This window comes from Nodularia sp. LEGE 04288 (assembly GCF_963896525.1).
In the GTDB taxonomy this organism is placed as follows: Bacteria; Cyanobacteriota; Cyanobacteriia; order Cyanobacteriales; family Nostocaceae; genus Nodularia.
This window is the reverse complement of record NZ_CAWQOY010000171.1, coordinates 70,565-88,340: the sequence shown is the minus strand read 5'-3', so window position 1 is coordinate 88,340 and position 17,776 is coordinate 70,565. Positions and strand designations below refer to the sequence as shown.

The 17,776-nt window shown below is 41.6% G+C and carries 16 protein-coding genes; 8 read left to right on the top strand and 8 right to left on the bottom strand.

Annotated elements, in window-relative coordinates; translation table 11 throughout:
• Positions 1 to 41: 41 nt before the first annotated feature.
• Together corA and groL are read right to left on the bottom strand one after the other, a co-directional pair.
• Positions 42 to 1,190 (bottom strand): magnesium/cobalt transporter CorA, encoded by a 1,149-nt coding sequence (gene corA / locus AACX33_RS25045; protein WP_194002879.1) that lies wholly within the window; start codon positions 1,188 to 1,190, stop codon positions 42 to 44.
• A 209-nt stretch (positions 1,191 to 1,399) separates the two neighbouring features.
• Complete coding sequence (groL, locus tag AACX33_RS25040) at positions 1,400 to 3,079, bottom strand: chaperonin GroEL (protein WP_194002881.1); 1,680 nt, start codon at positions 3,077 to 3,079, stop codon at positions 1,400 to 1,402.
• 159 nt (positions 3,080 to 3,238) lie between these two features.
• Here groL and AACX33_RS25035 point away from each other — a divergent pair, with 159 nt between their 5' ends.
• Positions 3,239 to 4,321 carry an MraY family glycosyltransferase gene (locus tag AACX33_RS25035; RefSeq protein WP_194002883.1) on the top strand — a complete coding sequence of 361 codons (1,083 nt, stop codon included), beginning with the start codon at positions 3,239 to 3,241 and terminating at the stop codon, positions 4,319 to 4,321.
• Positions 4,322 to 4,519: 198 nt separating this feature from the next.
• Here AACX33_RS25035 and fabG read toward each other — a convergent pair whose 3' ends face one another.
• Positions 4,520 to 5,266: a 3-oxoacyl-[acyl-carrier-protein] reductase gene (gene fabG, locus AACX33_RS25030; RefSeq protein WP_194002885.1), complete on the bottom strand. Its 747-nt coding sequence runs from the start codon at positions 5,264 to 5,266 to the stop codon at positions 4,520 to 4,522.
• A 221-nt stretch (positions 5,267 to 5,487) separates the two neighbouring features.
• On the opposite strand from fabG, the gene trxA reads away from it, so the two are divergent.
• The 3 genes from trxA to AACX33_RS25015 all read left to right on the top strand — a co-directional run bounded on the left by trxA (position 5,488) and on the right by AACX33_RS25015 (position 7,827).
• The gene (gene trxA, locus AACX33_RS25025; protein WP_194002887.1) at positions 5,488 to 5,805 is read left to right on the top strand and encodes a thioredoxin; all 318 of its coding nucleotides are present in this window, start codon (positions 5,488 to 5,490) and stop codon (positions 5,803 to 5,805) included.
• A gap of 278 nt (positions 5,806 to 6,083) precedes the next feature.
• The gene (locus AACX33_RS25020) at positions 6,084 to 6,995 is read left to right on the top strand and encodes an SDR family oxidoreductase (RefSeq protein WP_227788823.1); all 912 of its coding nucleotides are present in this window, start codon (positions 6,084 to 6,086) and stop codon (positions 6,993 to 6,995) included.
• 442 nt (positions 6,996 to 7,437) lie between these two features.
• Positions 7,438 to 7,827 carry a hypothetical protein gene (locus tag AACX33_RS25015; RefSeq protein ID WP_194002889.1) on the top strand — a complete coding sequence of 130 codons (390 nt, stop codon included), beginning with the start codon at positions 7,438 to 7,440 and terminating at the stop codon, positions 7,825 to 7,827.
• 98 nt (positions 7,828 to 7,925) lie between these two features.
• Here the strand turns inward: AACX33_RS25015 and AACX33_RS25010 are convergent, their stop codons facing one another.
• Positions 7,926 to 8,432: a YraN family protein gene (locus AACX33_RS25010; protein ID WP_194002891.1), complete on the bottom strand. Its 507-nt coding sequence runs from the start codon at positions 8,430 to 8,432 to the stop codon at positions 7,926 to 7,928.
• 14 nt (positions 8,433 to 8,446) lie between these two features.
• Between AACX33_RS25010 and AACX33_RS25005 the strand changes: the two genes are divergently transcribed.
• From AACX33_RS25005 to AACX33_RS24995, 3 genes are all read left to right on the top strand, one after another.
• Positions 8,447 to 8,956, top strand: coding sequence for a pentapeptide repeat-containing protein (locus tag AACX33_RS25005; protein ID WP_194002981.1), 510 nt, complete (start codon positions 8,447 to 8,449; stop codon positions 8,954 to 8,956).
• A gap of 301 nt (positions 8,957 to 9,257) precedes the next feature.
• A complete protein-coding gene (locus AACX33_RS25000; protein WP_194002893.1) occupies positions 9,258 to 10,220 on the top strand; it encodes a protochlorophyllide reductase in 963 nt (320 codons plus the stop codon).
• Positions 10,221 to 10,411: 191 nt separating this feature from the next.
• On the top strand, positions 10,412 to 10,639 hold the full coding sequence (locus AACX33_RS24995) for a hypothetical protein (protein ID WP_227788822.1): 228 nt from the start codon (positions 10,412 to 10,414) through the stop codon (positions 10,637 to 10,639).
• 1 nt (position 10,640) lies between these two features.
• Here AACX33_RS24995 and AACX33_RS24990 read toward each other — a convergent pair whose 3' ends face one another.
• The 4 genes from AACX33_RS24990 to dnaG all read right to left on the bottom strand — a co-directional run bounded on the left by AACX33_RS24990 (position 10,641) and on the right by dnaG (position 16,224).
• On the bottom strand, positions 10,641 to 11,219 hold the full coding sequence (locus tag AACX33_RS24990) for a Uma2 family endonuclease (RefSeq protein ID WP_194002895.1): 579 nt from the start codon (positions 11,217 to 11,219) through the stop codon (positions 10,641 to 10,643).
• A 20-nt stretch (positions 11,220 to 11,239) separates the two neighbouring features.
• A complete protein-coding gene (locus tag AACX33_RS24985) occupies positions 11,240 to 12,523 on the bottom strand; it encodes a TIGR00341 family protein (protein ID WP_194002897.1) in 1,284 nt (427 codons plus the stop codon).
• Between the two features lie 247 nt (positions 12,524 to 12,770).
• Positions 12,771 to 13,874, bottom strand: coding sequence for a PD-(D/E)XK nuclease family protein (locus AACX33_RS24980; protein WP_194002899.1), 1,104 nt, complete (start codon positions 13,872 to 13,874; stop codon positions 12,771 to 12,773).
• A 433-nt stretch (positions 13,875 to 14,307) separates the two neighbouring features.
• Positions 14,308 to 16,224 (bottom strand): DNA primase, encoded by a 1,917-nt coding sequence (gene dnaG / locus AACX33_RS24975; protein ID WP_194002901.1) that lies wholly within the window; start codon positions 16,222 to 16,224, stop codon positions 14,308 to 14,310.
• 127 nt (positions 16,225 to 16,351) lie between these two features.
• Here dnaG and tftA point away from each other — a divergent pair, with 127 nt between their 5' ends.
• Entirely contained in the window at positions 16,352 to 17,704 is a 1,353-nt protein-coding gene (tftA, locus tag AACX33_RS24970; RefSeq protein WP_194002903.1) for a hormogonium tapered terminus morphoprotein TftA, read from the top strand.
• The last annotated feature ends 72 nt before the right edge of the window (positions 17,705 to 17,776 follow it).

The following is a 17,776-nucleotide window of genomic DNA, read 5'->3' as shown; positions in this document are numbered from 1 at the left end:
TCGAACCAAAATCTAAAATCTAAAATTGTTTGACTAATGAGCTATTTCCCATCTGGGTTAATTGTGGAAGAATTCTTGAGCCAACCTCGCCGCCAGAAGAAGAATAGCAAACCAAAAGCGATCGCTGCCATCACTGCCAAGCAAATTGGATAACCCCAATACCAATTCAGTTCAGGCATATTGTATGGAGATTTTTCGGTATTAAAATTCATCCCATATATTCCAGCTACAAAAGTTAAGGGAATAAAGATGGAAGAAATCACCGTTAGCAGCTTCATGATTTCATTCATTTTGTTACTCACTGAGGACAAATAAACATCCATTAATCCAGATGCTAGTTCCCGGTAATTTTCCACCATATCCATGACTTGCACGGCATGGTCGTAACAATCTCGCAGATAGATTTGCACTTCCGCTCCTATGAGTTCACTGCCATCTCGAATTAAAGAACTAGTTGCATTTCTCTGAGGCCAGATAGCACGACGTAGTTGCAGTAGTTCTCGCCTAACTTCATATATTTGTTGTAGTGTTTTTCGGGTAGGATTGAGGATGACTTCCTCCTCTAACTCTTCCATTCGCTCCCCGTACATTTCCAGTACTGGAAAAAAGCCATCAATAATGGCATCAAACAGGGCATAAGCTAAATAATCGGCTCCTTGTTTGCGAATGATCCCTTTACCTCTAGAAATTCGTAACCTCACTTCTTCAAAGCAATCATGCTCTGGTTCTTCCTGCACTGTGAGCAAATAATTTTTTCCCAAAACAAAACTCACTTGCTCGCTGTAAAAACCACAGTTGTTTTCCATTGGAACTACCATCTGGGCGATTATGAGTAATTGGTCTTCATAATCTTCAATTTTGGGACGTTCTCCCATATTGACTACATCTTCTAAAACTAGAGGATGTAAATCAAAAACTTTACCCAATCGTTGTAATGTGTCTGGATTACCTAATCCCTGTACATCCACCCAAGAGACAGATTCTTGATCTAGATAAGTCGCACATTCTTCAGGAATTTGTATTTGTTTGCGAATGAAGTTTGTTTGATTATAATCAAACAAAATAATTGTGGTATCTTCAGCATTTTCGTCAATGATGATCGTCCCTGGCAGAGTTCCTGGTTTGTGATAAAATTCCTTGTCGTAGAACTTTTTCACTGCTTTGGGTATACGGCGAAATTTTCTTACCATGCATTTTTTCCTAATACTTAATAGTCATTAGTTTATGATCAAAAACTTTCAATTTGGAACTTTTGACTTTTAAGGTTTTGTCAAATATTACATCAGTATGTAAGCGGTTATCATATCACTTGATTGTATTTGAATCAGCAAGGGTATAAAAAAACAGTTTGCCGTAACCAGACAAACTGCTGAAAAATATTTACATGAGGCTACAGAGTTTAGAACATACCCATGCCGCCCATGCCGCCCATACCGCCCATACCGCCCATGCCGCCCATGCCGCCCATGCCGCCCATATCAGGGGCTGGAGCCGCAGATTTTTTCTCTGGTTTTTCGACCACGATGGCTTCGGTGGTAATCACCATACCAGCAATGGAACCGGCATTTTGCAAAGCTGAACGCACGACTTTAGCAGGATCGATGATGCCAGCAGCAATCAAATCCTCAAATTTTCCAGTAGCGGCGTTGTAACCGATATTGCCACCGCTTTCTTTGACTTGAGAGACAATCACAGAACCTTCGTCACCAGCATTATCTGCTATTTGACGTAAGGGAGCTTCCAAGGCTCGTTTGATAATATCTGCGCCAATTCTTTCTTCTTCGCTCAGGCTGGCTTTGATTGCGTCTATTTTGCTAATCAAGTTAATTAGGGTTGTGCCACCACCGGGAACTATGCCTTCTTCCACGGCTGCTTTAGTGGCGTTGAGCGCGTCTTCAATCCGCAGTTTGCGGTCTTTGAGTTCGGTTTCTGTGGCTGCACCCACTTTAATGACTGCAACACCACCAGCTAGCTTGGCAATGCGTTCTTGGAGTTTTTCTTTATCGTAGTCAGAATCAGTTTCTGCTAATTGCTGACGAATTTGAGCAACCCGTGTTTGGACTTCTGGTTTGGTGTCACCAGCCGCGACGATTGTGGTGCTTTCTTTGTCAATGGTGATTTTGCGGGCTGTTCCCAGCATTTCCAAAGTAGCGGTGTCTAGGCTTAAACCGATTTCTTCAGAAATCATCTGTCCATCGGTGAGAATAGCAATGTCTTGTAACAACGCTTTACGGCGATCGCCAAATCCCGGAGCTTTAATCGCAGCCACAGCTAGGACACCGCGGGCTTTGTTGACTACCAAAGTTGCCAAAGCGTCGCCTTCTACGTCTTCAGCAATAATCAGCAAGGGTTGACCCAGACGGGCAACTTTTTCCAACACAGGAACTAAATCCTGAATGCTGCTGATTTTTTTGTCGGTAATCAGGATACGAGGGTTTTCAAATTCTACGAGCTGCCTGTCGTTGTTGGTGATGAAGTAGGGAGATACATAACCCCGGTCAATCTGCATCCCTTCCACAACTTCCAGTTCTGTGGTCAGAGATTTGGATTCTTCAACAGTGATTACACCGTCTTTGGTGACTCTTTGCATAGCCTCGGCAATCATCGCGCCGACTTCTTCATCATTACCAGAGGAAACAGTGGCAACTTGAGCGATCGCACTGCCTTCTACTGGCTTGGCCATTTGGGCAATTTCTTTCACCAGGGCTTCAATGGTTTTGTCGATTCCCCGCTTCAAGCTGATGGGGTTAGTACCAGCTGCGACGTTCTTCAAACCTTCTCTAATAATCGCCTGTGCTAAGACTGTGGCTGTCGTAGTGCCATCACCAGCGATATCCTTAGTTCTGGATGCCACTTCCTGAATCAGTCTCGCACCAGTGTTTTCTAAAGGGTCTTCTAATTCAACTTCTTGGGCGACAGTGATCCCATCATTGACGATTTGAGGTGCGCCATATTTTTTTTCTAACAGGACGTTGCGGCCTTTTGGCCCCAAGGTAATTTTCACTGCATCAGCCAGGGCGTTGACTCCCCGTTCTAGCGCCCGCCGTGAATCTTCATCAAAGGAAATAATTTTTGCCATGTTTAATCTCTCTAGCGGTTCCCTTAGACAATTTAGCACTCACAAAGGCAGAGTGCTAATCACCCAAGCAGTTCAGATTATAAATGCAAATAAAAAAAATTGATTAATATTACAGTTGATACTCATATAGGATACTGGCAGTAATGCTTGAATTGGGGGATGAATTTATACAACTTTCTTGAGTCCCTCGGCATTGCCGACCCTCGCGGCTCCGGCTGGTTGGCAGTATTATTTACATTTCTTTTGGCTTGGCTGGTAACGTGGCGTTTGATTCCCACAGTCCGCCAATTTGCCCTGCGGGTAGGTTGGGCTGACCAACCAAACGCTCGACGACTCAACCAGCAGCCCTTGCCCAATGCCGGGGGTTTGGCTATTTATGCGGGAGTAATTGCCGCAATGGTACTAGCTACCCTGTTACGACCTATTGCCCTGCAAAACGTATTGGCTCAAGTGCTAACTATTCTACTAGGAGGTTCAATCCTAGTGCTTGTCGGTTTTATTGATGATCAGTTCGGGTTACCGCCCTCTGTGCGCTTGTGGGCGCAGATTGTTACGGCATTGTTGCTGTATGCGAACGGCATCAGTATTGAGGTTGGTTTCAGTACACCCATTGACTCGCTGCTTTCTATTTCGGTGACGGTACTTTGGGTAGTTGGAATCACTAACGCGATCAATTTGATGGATGGTATGGATGGATTAGCGGGGGGAGTTAGTTTTATCACCGCTATGAGTTTATTAGGGGTTGCAGCCCAATTTCCCAATCGCGCCGCCGCTATTTTAGTGCTAGCAGCTTTAGGGGGTGGAGCCTTGGGCTTTTTGCGTCATAACTTCCACCCTTCAAAAATTATCATGGGTGATGCGGGTGCATACTTTTTTGGTTATGTGCTGGCTGCAACCAGTATTTTAGGTAATCTGCAAGAAAGTACCATTTTCGCCCTGGGACCGACAGTGTTATTTGTGCTGTTGCCTGTACTGGATACTACACAAGTGTTTATCCGCAGGTTATTGGCAGGAAAAAACCCTCTCAGTACCCCAGGTAAAGACCACCTACACCACCGTTTATTGGCTTTGGGATTTTCCCAGCCCCGTGCGGCGTTAACTCTGTGGTCAATCACTCTCGTTTTTAATTTGCTGGCCATGAGAATACAAGGCATGAATTTTGTGGTGATAATTTCTACCGCCATTAGTATTGTTTTTCTGTTGGGCTTTACTGTCTGGCGAAAAAATAGCCAACCATCTTGAGTTATTTCATGTCTGGTTAAAGACTTAACAGGGTAGCAATTTTACTTAAATAAACCACAATGTAGGGGAAAACAATTTGCACCCCTACAATATTTTGTGGTGCAAATATCTGAATTATTCAGCATGGCGCTTCAGATCCCCGACGAATTGAAGAAGTCGGGGATCTTTAAATGAATAAGCTTGATAACTGTTTACTGATTATGCCATGACCATGCCACCATCAACGTTAAAGACTTGTCCGGTAATATAAGCCGCAGCAGGATCGGCTGCTAGGAAGCGCACCATGCCGGCTATTTCTTCTGGTTGACCGTAGCGACCGAGGGGGATATATTTCAAAATATCTTCGGTGTTGCTGAGGTTGCTGGTCATGTCTGTGGCGATGAAACCAGGGGCGACGGCGTTGACTGTAATCCCACGCGAGGCTAGTTCTTTGGCGACGGTTTTAGTAAAACCAATGACTCCGGCTTTGGCGGCGCTGTAGTTGGCTTGACCTGGATTTCCCATTTGTCCGGCGACGGAGGCGATATTTATAATCCTTCCAGAACGTTGTTTGAGCATTATTTTACTGACTGCGCGTGTACATAAGAATACACCAGTTAAATTGAGGTCAATCACGGCTTGCCAATCTTCTGGCTTCATGCGTAATAGTAAGGTGTCGCGGGTAATTCCGGCGTTATTGACGAAGATATCAATGCGCTTGAATTTATCCATGACGGTGCTAATTAGTGTATCTACTTGCTCGGCTTTGGATACGTCTGCTTGGAGGGCGATCGCCTGACCGCCGGCGGCATTAATTTCTGCAACTACAGTGTCAGCAGCACCGCTAGAACTAGCATAATTAACTACGACAGTCGCGCCCTGTGTCGCTAATTCTAATGCGATCGCCCGGCCAATTCCCCGTGAAGCACCTGTAATAATTGCGACTTGTTCCTGTAAGATTCCCATAAATTAATCCTGTTGCTTTTTAAATAACCGCGCTAATGATCTTATGGTGATTTGTGCCTATATTTAAAGGATTTTAGATTTAGATGCTTCCTGAATCAGACATCTATACCTTTGGGAACAGTGGGAAATTAAGCAACAATAAAAACAAAATGATCATATACCGATTCTTTGAGGTACACATTACCATTGAAAGCAATCAATAAAAATTTGGTGTGTGTCACATGGCTACAAAAAAAGAATTCAACAGTTTTGAAGAGATGTTATCTGGTTCTGATGTCCCAGTGTTAGTAGATTTCTATGCTGATTGGTGTGGCCCTTGTCAGATGATGGTGCCAATTTTAGAACAAGTTAATGCCCAACTCCAAAATAGTTTGCGTATTGTCAAAATTGACACTGAAAAGTATGCGGGGCTAGCAACTCAGTACCAAATTAATGCCTTACCCACATTGGTACTATTTAAGCAGGGTCAGCCAGTAGAGAAAATTGAGGGTGTGATGCAAGCAGAACAATTGGTGCAACATCTTAAAAATTTCATTTAAGAAATATTAAGTGTAGAGGCGCGAAACTTTGCGTCTCTAGATATGAAAAAAATAAATTTTCTGCAATTGAACGTTAAGATTAATTAAATAATCTGACATCAAATTTAATTTATAATTAGAACTTAAAGCACTTTCAGAGTTCCGCAAAAGATAGCTTGACTACATTTGTTCTCAGCTAGGGACTTTATATTTAAGGTATTTATGACATTTTGAAATCAGGCGCGAGCCAAGAGGATCGCGGTTCAAGATATCGGGATTCCGGAACTTTGAAATCTCAAATGTCATCAGGGTCTGATATCAACTCTGACAGATTAATAGTGCTGAGGAAAGTCATGCTTCCAGGAAATAAAAACACAGTTGTGATCACAGGAGCATCAACAGGAATTGGTGCGGCCTGTGCTTTACTCTTAGACGAGTTGGGCTATTTTGTGTTTGCTGGTGTGCGTAAAGATGAAGATGCTCAAAGACTTCAAGAACAAGCATCACTAAAATTGAGACCAATCTTTTTAGATGTGACTGAGGCGGAATCGATTAAATGTGCAGTTGAAACAGTCACAAATATCGTTGGTGATCGGGGAATTTTAGGTTTAGTAAATAATGCGGGTATTGCCGTTCCTAGCCCATTAGAATTATTACCAATTGCTGAATTTCGACAGCAGATGGAAGTTAATGTCACGGGACAATTAGCTGTTACACAAGGATTTCTGGATTTATTACGCCTGGGTAAAGGTAGAATTGTGAATATGGGTTCCATTAGTGGTAGAAGTGCTGCGCCGTTTCTGGGAGCTTACAATGCTTCAAAATTTGCCCTGGAAGCACTAACCGATGTGATGCGTATGGAGTTGCGACCTTGGGGAATTTCAGTTTCAATTATAGAACCAGGTGCGATCGCTACCCCAATTTGGGAAAAATCGTTTCTGCTAGTGGACACAGCACGGAAAAACCTCCCACAATCAGCAGAAACACTTTACGGTGAAGCCATGAGTGCTGTACGTCAGAGAGTGGGGGCGATCGCATCTGGGGGAATTTCTCCGGATCTCGTCGCCCAAATTGTGATTCAGGCGCTGACTGCAAAGCAGCCCAAGACACGCTATGTTGTGGGAAAAGACGCTAAAATTGCCGTCCTACTGAAGTATCTTTTGCCAGATCATCTTTATGACCGGGTAATGTTATATTCAATGGGCTTGTGATTGAGTAGCAGTGAAAAAATTGGCCTTTTCGCTAAAAAAAGCAGTTTCACCTCTGACTCCTTCACGAAGCTTGCCGTTACATGAATTTACAATGAAGTTTTCAGCAGTTAAAGATATAACTTATTGTCATGTAATTGTACTGAAAATATCTTTGAGGTAATTGGAAAAATCAGCGCTGACACTCTTGGTATATTTGAGTTTTTTCTCTCAATACCCTGTGATTTATACAAGTAATTCCTTTGGGAAGTGATGTGCCATTATTTGCTGCTATGTAGTGAGGATACGCAACTGGGATGTAAATTAGCATAACAGGGGAGCATTAATCATTATAAAAATTGGGTAAACCTCCCCATACAAAAACGGGTGCTTTTACCCTACCGGAAACAGCAAGCTATTTACGAAGATAGAAATGTAGGATGGGCTTTGATCCCCAGCAGCAACTATGGAATATTTGTATTACCTGGCAAATGCCAGTCTAACTCTGAGAATTGTACAACATCTGCACGCCAGACCTCAGATGCCCGTTTCTTTCGTCACCGTGATTCATCAAATTGACGGCTGGGTGGTGAGGATAAAATTCAAAGAACAAGTTTCGCTTCAAGAAGATGGGGACTTTCGGGCTTTTCTCAATGAATTAGGAATTAGCTATAAGCCACCGATGCGCGTGCAAATGGCACTTTGGAGTTTAGAAGCCGGACAAACCCCTGTAGACGTAATGCGTCGCTACCAAGTTGCGATCGTTTCTCATGGTAGTCCAGAGAGAGAAGAAATTGAAGCGTTCCGGCAACAATTCGTGCGGGGGCTGGGTTACTGTCCAGAAACACTGGCTTAATCTTCCTCAGATTCAGCGCTGCTACCAGATAGGTAATTTTGTGGCTAATGAACGAGACAACTAAGTAGATTTTCACCAGACTAATCTAAAATCATCAGCTAGGCATCAATTGCAGAGTCAAAAGCTCCTGGTAGATATTCTTGCAGATAAAATTGGTATCCATCTGCTGATAAGCTAGCTAAAGCTTCAGAAGTCAATTTTAGCTCAGGGCGCTGTTTGGAGAGGCGCTGACAGGAGACAATCGCAACATCAAAGCGACATGGGTAGTCTGCTTTTTCCGGATACTGAGCTAAAAATATTCTCGCCGTCCGTCCAATTTTTGCCTGCTTTTGTTGTGTGATAGCACTTTTACCTCCAACATCCCAATTACCTTGACTACGGGTTTTCACTTCTACAAATGCTACTTGGGGTAATTGGTTAACCAAGAGATTCTGTTCACCGCAGACCTGTTTTTCATCAAGCTGGGCGATCATGTCGATTTCTCCCCAACGGCTGGAAAAGCGCCGATGTAAAATCTTCCAGCCGGTAGACTGTAACCATTGTGCTACGAGGTCTTCTCCTAATTCACCAATATCGGGATAATGAGAGGGATGAGGGTTCGCCATTGGTTAAAAATATGATGAATAATAAATTAAGTAATCGAATTGGAGCCAGTATACTCAGTGTATTACTTTGGGTAGTAGTTGGCATCACAGCAATTGTCGGGTATACGCCAACAGCTTTCGCCCTGGAATATAACAAAGAGATTTTGGTAGAGGCTGATTTTTCTGGACGTGATTTAACAGACTCTAGTTTTACCAAAGCTAATCTCCGCCAGAGTGACTTTAACCATGCTAATTTGCGTGGTGTCAGCTTTTTTGCGGCAAATTTAGAATCGGCAAATTTGGAGAGTGCTGATCTCTCATTCGCCACTTTAGATTCAGCGCGATTAATCAAAGCTAATTTGACCAATGCGGTTTTAGAAGGTGCGTTTGCTTCTAACGCTCGGTTTGATGGTGCGATTATTGATGGAGCAGATTTTACTGATATTCTGTTGCGTCAGGATGAGGAAAAAAAATTGTGTCAACTGGCTAAAGGTACTAATCCGGTGACTGGTAGAGATACCAGGGATACGTTATTTTGTCCGTAGTTTAGATGGTGGGTTACGGCGCAAAATTGAACATCTTCATCTTGATCATTGATCTCGCCTAACCCACTCTACTGGACTGACACGCCTAAAATAGTGCATTATGTTTCTCTTGTGGAACAGGCAAGATGCTTGTTCTGGGCAGGCTAGAGAGCTTACCCCACACTATTTATGCTTATGTACAAAATTAGATTCACCCTATCCTGATCATTGGATTTTCAAAAGTTAAAACTTGATGGCTCTATGGTATGAGATCATTAGAGCATCAAATATGTCACAAGACGATTCATGCAATTTTAATAAAATGGCACAAGATCAGAAGTCAACAGTCGTAATCACGGGCGCTTCCTCCGGGGTGGGTTTGCAAGCCGCGAGAGCGCTTTCCCAAAAGGGGTGGCACGTGGTGATGGCTTGTCGGAATTTATCCAAGGCGGAAGAAGCTGCTAAATCTTTGGGGATGGAGCCGGATAGCTACACAGTCATGCACATTGACTTAGGCTCTTTAGAGAGTGTGCGGCAGTTTGTGAAGGACTTTAAAGCCAGTGGTAAGTCCCTGGATGCTTTGGTTTGCAATGCGGCAATTTATATGCCTTTAATCAAGGAACCATTGCGAAGCCCAGAAGGATTTGAATTGAGTGTGGCGACAAATCACCTTGGTCATTTTCTGCTGTGTAACCTGCTTTTGGAAGATTTGAAAAATTCACCTTCTTCTGAGCCGAGGCTGGTGATTTTGGGAACTGTTACCCACAATCCGAAAGAATTGGGCGGTAAGATTCCACCCCGTCCGGATTTGGGCAATTTGCAGGGTTTTGCAGAGGGTTTTAAAGAACCGATCGCCATGATTGACGGTAAGAAGTTTGAACCTGTTAAGGCTTACAAGGATAGCAAGGTATGTAATGTGTTGACGATGAGGGAGTTGCATCGGCGCTATCACGAGTCACACGGTATTACTTTTAGCTCTCTTTATCCTGGTTGTGTGGCGACAACGGCGCTATTTAGAAATCACTATCCTTTGTTTCAGAAGATTTTCCCTCTTTTCCAAAGGTATATTACTGGGGGCTTTGTGACTGAGGAAGAATCTGGCGATCGCGTGGCGGAAGTTGTCAGCGATCCTCAATATAATCAATCTGGTGCTTATTGGAGTTGGGGAAATAGACAAAAGAAAAATGGTAAGTCTTTTCTGCAAGAGGTTTCCAATGAAGCCAGCGATGATGATAAGGCTGAACGGATGTGGGAGTTGAGCGCTAAGTTGGTGGGATTGTCTTAATACTTTTCCTAAGTTGAACCACAGATGAACACCGATAATTTAATTTTGAATTGTTTATCTGTGGTTTTTTTTGTTGTTTACAGGGATTCCCCATTTTAATTTAGAGAGTAAGTTTATCAGTAAATTGTGATTTGATAAGGTTGAGATGGAATATGTTGGGGTCGCACCGAGCGCTCCTGGAGAAGATTTATATGGTTTCAGATTTTCACGACAAGCAGCAGCAGTCTTCTGTCAGCGACAAGAACGCGAATGGGGAGTACCACAACTATTTGACTAGCAGTGAAATCAAAGCAGGTTCAAAAGTTGTTATGACTCACGCCGAAAGGCAAGCTTTTATGAAAACATCTCCTTTAGGACAACTATTTGGAGTGTCACATTTACTCCCTGAAGTTGAAGGTTTAATGAGCAGCAACCATTGACCTATTTTTTAGGAAATACCTGAGATAAATCCAAAACTAAATCAGGGAAAACGGACAGATTCACTGTCTCGTTAGGCAAGAAAATTAATTTGCAGCGATAACCAAATTTGTCTTGGAAATCTTGATAAGGCTCGCTGTAGCACTCTAAATAATTATCGACTAAATTGAAGATCCAATAATTAGTAATCGCTGCTTTTGCATAAATCGGTAATTTTATTTCTTGGTCATATTTTAAAGAGGAATCAGCAACCTCAATTACCAGCAATATATCAGATGGCTGAGGATGAGCCGAAAGATAATTATCATCAACATTACGCACAATGGTTAAATCTGGTTCAGGTTCACTGTGTTGGGAGATGATAATTGGTTGTTGATTTCGTACTAAAGCACTGTCTGCTACAAGCTTGATTAACTCCCTAAATAAAAGTGTTTCACAAACAGAGTGTGCTGTACTTTTAGCCACCATCTGGACTATTTCTCCTTCAATTAGCTCAACTCGGTCATCTTCGGTGAAGAAGCTGAGTTCTGCCAGACGGTGATATTCATCTATGGTGAAGCGTTTAGCAGTACTTAGGCTCATAACAGCTAAGGCATACAGGATTATTGTAATCTTACAGGAGTTTCTAGCACGTTTACATCAACTAAGGGTGTGGCGTTAAAATTTTGTTTTAATAATTGAGTTTGAATTGATTGGGTGAGGCGATCGCGAATTTCTTCACTAGATGCTGTAATTTGCGGTTGACGCTGCACGTAAATCACACAAAGTAGAGTATTCTGACCAGCAATATTAGCTCTGGTAAAGCGTACATTTGATTCGACTAATTCTGCTAACCCAACTTCTTCTACAGTTTTTTGGACTTCAGCGTTAGCACGTTGGGCTAGACTAGAGCGTTGGAGATTGGGAGAATTAATAAATTGCCAACTTAGCAAACCGCCCAAGCCGATGACAGTGATCACCAAGGCAGAAAAGAATATCTGTTTTTTACCACGCTGATAGCGAGTTCCTTGGGGAGACAACCCGAACACTCGAAACAAGAGGGCTGCTGAAAGATTAATGCCACATAGTTGCAAAAACAGTAAGAACAGCCCAGAAATTACCATATCCCATCTGCCTACTGCACTAGCCATACCGATAATTCCCGCAGGTGGAGCTAAAGAAGCGGCAACTAGCATTCCTGTTGCTGCCCCAGATACTAAACTACTCCGTTCTGACTGAACCAAGTTAAGCGCTCCTGCGGCTCCAGCTGCTAGTGGTAAAATTACTGCTACTGCTGAAATTTGACTGTTTTCTACCATTAAACTCGTCGGAATTTCTTGCCGGAGGACGAGGCTAAGTAAGCAAGTAGTAATTATGGTGACGGCTAAAGCTGCAAAATAGCGTAGAATACTTCTTCCTAAGAGTTTGCGATCGCCCCATGCAGTACCAATGGCTGTATTCATCGCTGGGCCTGCAAACGGTGCAATCAGCATCGCCGCCACTAGTAAGTAAGTTGTATTAGTATACAAGCCAATCCAGACCACAAAACCTGCGAGGACTGCATAACCAAGAAAGCCTCGCCATGAGCCAACACTTTGCAAACCAGAGAGAAAAATCTCAATTGGACTGCGTTCTTCCACATCTATCACCTGCTGCGGCGTTTCCGATACAGGTGGTTGCAGAGCCATCACACCAGTTGGTATTATAGTGATCTGTACTTTGGGCAAGTCTTGCAATTCCTCTAGGACTTTCCCAACTTCTCGATTGGAAACGTGAACAATCACCACATCAATCGGTTCGTCTGCATTCCCTTCAAAACGTGCAAGGTTTGAACCGTTATGAGATTTGGCGATATTAATAACTGCTTTTCCGTTTCCGCGTGGCACTTGGATAATGAGTTGACGCATTTTCACCTCCCATAGCTCACTATCTTGTTTTTTCAGGCGATCGCTCTACTACCTAAAGAAGTATGTTTGGAAAAATATATCTTATACTCGGATTTCAATACTTTTCGGTTAAGGAGTGTAGAGACGTTCCATGGAACGTCTCTACAAGGGTTTTCGGCTTAATATTACTTAATCTTGGGAAAATTTATTAGTGAAAATGTTTTTTTCGATATTGAAGATATTGAATTAATGAATAACTTAGAAATGGCTATTTTTCTTCTAACAATACTTGTCCTGTACTTGTAACCTTCCAAGGAAAATCAAAATAAGGTTGAATCTTTTGCAGTTCATGGATAGATTCTATAAAAAACGATTTAATAACAGATAGTTGCTCTTCTTGAGATAAAAATTCTTGTAGGCTTTTGCGATAAGAAATGCTAGACCATGCTGGAGCAATAGTTAAATTATGAGGAGTCCATTTATCAGGGTATTTTTTCACTATTTCCTGCATTGTTTGAATAAATTTTAAACGTTCTTTAAATTTATCAGAAACTCCTAAATATATCCCCAAATTTGGATAATCAGTCAAATTATCCGGATTTAAATTAAAATATCCCAGACCACACCAAAAATTCGCATTAGGATACAGGTTAGTGTAGATAATATAATTGCTATCCCTTATCCAGAGAGTTATATTTTGTGTGGCTCTGATTACATTATCAAAAACTATACTAAATTCTTTTTCTACTTCTTCGCTGAGAGTAGCTTTCATAAAATTAAAGGTTTTTGTGAAATTGACCATTGTCAATAAATCAACAGATGAAAGCTGATTAGTATGAGACATTCTGTGAAACTCCATAAATTTTAATATCTCTTTAGCCAAAGTATCAGTTTCGTACTTCTTCAAGAAGCCATAAAACTGATACCACCTCAATTGAAAAAATTTTACGTTTGGGAGTAATTTTTGAATTTCTTCCTTTGGTTCGTAATCACGAGTGATGTAAATTAGAGTTCGCTGTTGAGGATATGATAAACTGCTCAAAATCTCAGCATACCTTTTTAATTGTTCCCATCCTTCAGTAGAACCAATTTTTGATTCAATAAATATAATATCTGTCTGATTATCATGTTCTAATTTAATAACAATATCAGGTTTACTACCGCTATGATGATGTTTAAGTGGCTGATAGAATTCTTGAGTTGAAAGGTTGATATTTATTTCATTTTCATCACCAATAATTGATTCATGTTTGAGCCAAGCGATTAAAATATCGTGATTGATATCTAGAAAATAAGCAATAATTTCTGTAAAAAAGTCTTCAAGTGGTTTATTTGCTGAATGCAAATTCAGTAAGTTTGTAAATAATGACATTTTTTAGAAAATCAATATTATTACGCAAAAGCTACACATAATCACTCAAGCGATTGTGTATATTGTTGCGGGATATTTATTTTAAACTTGTATAAATTTTAACTTAATAAATATGGTTTGGCAAGATTATTAATGGAAAGAACCTCACCCCAACCCTCTCCTTACTAAGGAGCTACGGTGTACACACAAGTCCTATCTGTCTGCCTTTGAGCCTATTTTGCCCCTAAATCCCCCAAGTTTGGGGGACTTTGAAAATTCTTGTTCCCCCATAATTGGGGGTTAGGGGGCGATTCGATCACTTGTGTATACACGGTAGTTACTAAGGAGAGGGAGCAGGAATTTTGTTTTTTTGCTGAACAATAGGGAATTTAGAATACTTTTACTAAGCTGATAATCTCTGAGGGATAATTTGTAATTTAAATTATTATTAATATTAAATTAAATCTGTAATTGAAAATTGGCGTTGGCGGTCTAATTCTTGTAGTCGCATTTTTTCATTGTAGAAAGATTGATAGTATGATTGCCATTTTTCTGGTTCGGCTTCGGGGTCGGTTTGTTCCCAAAGTTCTAAGAAATAACGATAGCGTTTTTCTATTAATACTCTCTCCATACAAGCAACAGCAGCTTGAACTGCTTGGGGTGTCCGCAGTATTTCTTTCTGACTTTTCTCGTTCAAATGAAATAAATGGGAAATTGATGCGATTTCTGCTGATGATTCTAAATATCTATCTTGCAAACTTGATATAATTTCTACTTCTTCTCCCGTTGATTCTAAAATCTTTTGCCACAATAATCGATGATGGGAAAAGCTAAATTCTAAATTTCGTTCTTCTAAGGTGTTAACAATAACTTGACGCTGTTCGGGACAATGCAGGTAAATTCCTAACAGTAAGGATTCTGCTAATTCTAAAAGACCTTTATCCCCTGGGACTGTTGACTGGGGAGGTTCGTGACTATCCCGTTTTTTCTTACCAGATAGAGGTTGATTTTTTCTCGCCGTGGTGGGTGCAATTTGAGTTAACAGATTCTCTGCGCGTAGGGGTGTCATTCTCGTATCACCCAAACTGAGGATTTCGGCACAGTAAGAAACGTAATAATTTCGCGTATCACTGTTATCTATGTTTTGCAGTAATTTTACTATCTGCTGGCTCACTTGCTGAAAATCGGTAGCTTGTTTTAAGTCCCGGTCTTGAATGATTTGCTCAATCTGCCAGTTAAGCCACAGTGGAGCATTTGCTAACAGTTGCTCATAGTCTTCTCGTGTATGAGTATATAAGTATTCATCAGCATCTTTGCCATCGGGGATATTGAGAATTTTCAGTTGCACTTCGCCTTTATATGCTAATGCGGCAATTTCTCCAATGGCGCGTTCGGCGGCGATATTACCGGCTTTGTCAGCATCAAAGTTGAGGACTAATTGTTTCGATTCGGTGTAGCGTAAGATTAATCTGACTTGTTCAATGCTTAAAGCTGTACCCAGAGAAGCCACAGCGTTAGTAATACCCGCAGCATGAAGGGCGATCGCATCAAAATATCCTTCTACCACTACGGCTTGATCCAGTTTGGAAATTCCGTCTTTGGCGTGATCCAGGGCGAATAGAGTTTTACCCTTACTAAAAAGCTCAGTTTCAGGTGAATTTAAATACTTCGGTTGTTCTTCAGATAGAGTTCTCCCACCAAAAGCAATTACCCGCCCTTGGATATCGCGGATGGGAATCATCAGGCGATCGCGAAACACATCATAATAACCGCCGCCTTCCTTCCGGGGCTTAATCAATCCGGCTTTTTCCACCAGTTGCACTGGGTAATGTTTATCCTCCACCAGATAGCGATGCAGAGTTTCCCAGCCTGCGGGTGCATAACCTAAGCCAAACTGCTGAATAGTTTCTTCCCTAAATTGGCGTTCAGATTGCAAATATTCATATGCTTTTTGTCCTTGGCTTTGTCTGAGGGCGTGTTGATAAAACTGTCCAGTAGAAGCCAGAACCTCATATAACTGTTCACGTAAAGAAATCTGACGCTGTAATTCTTGGCGTTGTTCTGGTGCGAGAGTTTGCACAGGAACTTGGTAACGTCTGGCTAAATCTAACACCACCTCTGCAAAAGATTGTTTTCCCAAATCCATTAAAAACTTAATGGCATTTCCCCCGGCTTGACAGCCAAAGCAATGGTACATTTGCTTGGTTTGACTGACTGTGAAACTGGGAGTTTTTTCATCATGGAAGGGACACAAACCCACAAAATCTTTGCCGCGCTTACGTAAAACTACGTATTCTGAAACGACATCAACAATATCAGCACGTTGTTTAATTTCCTCAATTGTATCTGGGTGCAAGCGGGGAATTTGCATTTTAGTCCATTGCTTCGTAGTGATAAATGCGGTGAGTCTACCCACTGATAGCTATTATATTCTTGTTGCCAAGCCAACAATCATGTATAAAATTGCTTCAGTTTAATTTTTCGAGGAAATACTGACGATGGGACGTATTTTTATTTCGGCAGCTCACGGAGGTAAAGAAGCAGGAGGCATAGATCCTGGCTCCATAGCAGGTGGTACAACCGAAGCCAGAGAAATGATTCTGCTGCGGGATTTGATTGTAACAGAATTGCGATCGCGGAGTTTTGATGTTTTGGCAGTCCCCGATGACCTCAGCGCCGCCGAAACTATCGCTTGGATTAATTCCCGTGGTCGTCGGGTTGATGTCGCCTTAGAAATTCATGCTGACACTGCTAGCAGTCCGACGGTGCGCGGTGCGGGTGTCTTCTACATCGCCAACAACCAGGAGCGTAAATCTAATGGTGAATTGGTCTTAATGGGGCTTTTGCGCCGTGTAACTCAGTTACCCAATCGGGGAGTTAGGCCAGATACAGATAGCGGTTTGGGGAGTTTAATATTCTGTCGCCAAGTCGTAATTCCTTCTTTATTAATGCAAGTAGGCTTTCTCAGCAATCCAGAAGATCGCTCTTTGCTGCAAAATCGTCGCCGTGATTTCGCTGTGGGAATTGCCGATGGGATAGCATCTTGGAGCCGAGTCATTGACCCAATTTCTGTAACTCCTGTTGCACCAACTTATCCAGCAATTAATATTAATATTAATGGGCAGAAATACGCTGAAAAAGGAATATTAGTTAATGGTAATTCTTACATTCCTATTGATTTAGTAGATCAGCTACGAATTGATTTATCAAAATCACCTAATGTCAACCGCATAAGTTATCAAAAAATCGTTTATATCAAAGCAGTGGATTTGAGAGATTTTAATGTGACTATCGGTTGGGATGCGCCAACTAGCACAGTTAATTTACGCTCAAATTTATCAATTTGCGTTGATCAACTTGACCGGATTATGTCACGGGGAAATACATCAGAAGTTGAGTTACAATTATTCCTGAGAAATAACAATGAAAGTGGTTTACTTAATTTTCCTGACATCCCCAAATTGTATCGAGAAGAAGGTAACGCCGAGGGTGTGAACTATGATATCGCTTTTTGTCAAATGTGTTTAGAAACTGGATTCTTACGCTTTGGGAATGATGTCAGACCTGAGCAAAATAACTTTTCTGGTTTAGGTTCTATTGGTGGTGGTGCAGAAGTTGCATCTTTTTCCAGTGCTAAAATTGGTGTGAGAGCGCATATTCAACACTTAAAAGCTTACGCTAGTTTAGAACCTTTAGTAAACGAAGTTGTAGATCCACGATTTCGCTTTATTACCCGTGGGGTTGCGCCATCAATTTATCAGCTTTCTGGGCGCTGGTCAGCAGATTTAGACTATGGTACAAAAATTCTCGCCATGATGAAACGATTGTATGAGTCAGCAAGACTTCTGTAATTCGTAATTAAAAATGTCACATTTTAAAATTTACTAAATTAAAGGGTATTGGGAACTTTATATGCTCCCAGT

Excerpts from the sequence above, each read along its gene's own strand:
- AACX33_RS25005 (WP_194002981.1), top strand. The coding sequence starts at position 8,447 with ATGAATAATAAATTAAGTAATCGAATTGGAGCCAGTATACTCAGTGTA.
- fabG (WP_194002885.1), bottom strand. The coding sequence starts at position 5,266 with ATGGGAATCTTACAGGAACAAGTCGCAATTATTACAGGTGCTTCACGG.
- tftA (WP_194002903.1), top strand. The coding sequence starts at position 16,352 with ATGGGACGTATTTTTATTTCGGCAGCTCACGGAGGTAAAGAAGCAGGA.
- AACX33_RS25010 (WP_194002891.1), bottom strand. The coding sequence starts at position 8,432 with ATGGCGAACCCTCATCCCTCTCATTATCCCGATATTGGTGAATTAGGA.
- dnaG (WP_194002901.1), bottom strand. The coding sequence starts at position 16,224 with ATGCAAATTCCCCGCTTGCACCCAGATACAATTGAGGAAATTAAACAA.
- AACX33_RS24980 (WP_194002899.1), bottom strand. The coding sequence starts at position 13,874 with ATGTCATTATTTACAAACTTACTGAATTTGCATTCAGCAAATAAACCA.
- groL (WP_194002881.1), bottom strand. The coding sequence starts at position 3,079 with ATGGCAAAAATTATTTCCTTTGATGAAGATTCACGGCGGGCGCTAGAA.
- AACX33_RS24985 (WP_194002897.1), bottom strand. The coding sequence starts at position 12,523 with ATGCGTCAACTCATTATCCAAGTGCCACGCGGAAACGGAAAAGCAGTT.
- AACX33_RS25020 (WP_227788823.1), top strand. The coding sequence starts at position 6,084 with ATGTCATCAGGGTCTGATATCAACTCTGACAGATTAATAGTGCTGAGG.
- AACX33_RS25015 (WP_194002889.1), top strand. The coding sequence starts at position 7,438 with ATGGAATATTTGTATTACCTGGCAAATGCCAGTCTAACTCTGAGAATT.
- corA (WP_194002879.1), bottom strand. The coding sequence starts at position 1,190 with ATGGTAAGAAAATTTCGCCGTATACCCAAAGCAGTGAAAAAGTTCTAC.
- AACX33_RS25035 (WP_194002883.1), top strand. The coding sequence starts at position 3,239 with ATGAATTTATACAACTTTCTTGAGTCCCTCGGCATTGCCGACCCTCGC.
- AACX33_RS24990 (WP_194002895.1), bottom strand. The coding sequence starts at position 11,219 with ATGAGCCTAAGTACTGCTAAACGCTTCACCATAGATGAATATCACCGT.
- AACX33_RS25000 (WP_194002893.1), top strand. The coding sequence starts at position 9,258 with ATGGCACAAGATCAGAAGTCAACAGTCGTAATCACGGGCGCTTCCTCC.
- trxA (WP_194002887.1), top strand. The coding sequence starts at position 5,488 with ATGGCTACAAAAAAAGAATTCAACAGTTTTGAAGAGATGTTATCTGGT.
- AACX33_RS24995 (WP_227788822.1), top strand. The coding sequence starts at position 10,412 with ATGGTTTCAGATTTTCACGACAAGCAGCAGCAGTCTTCTGTCAGCGAC.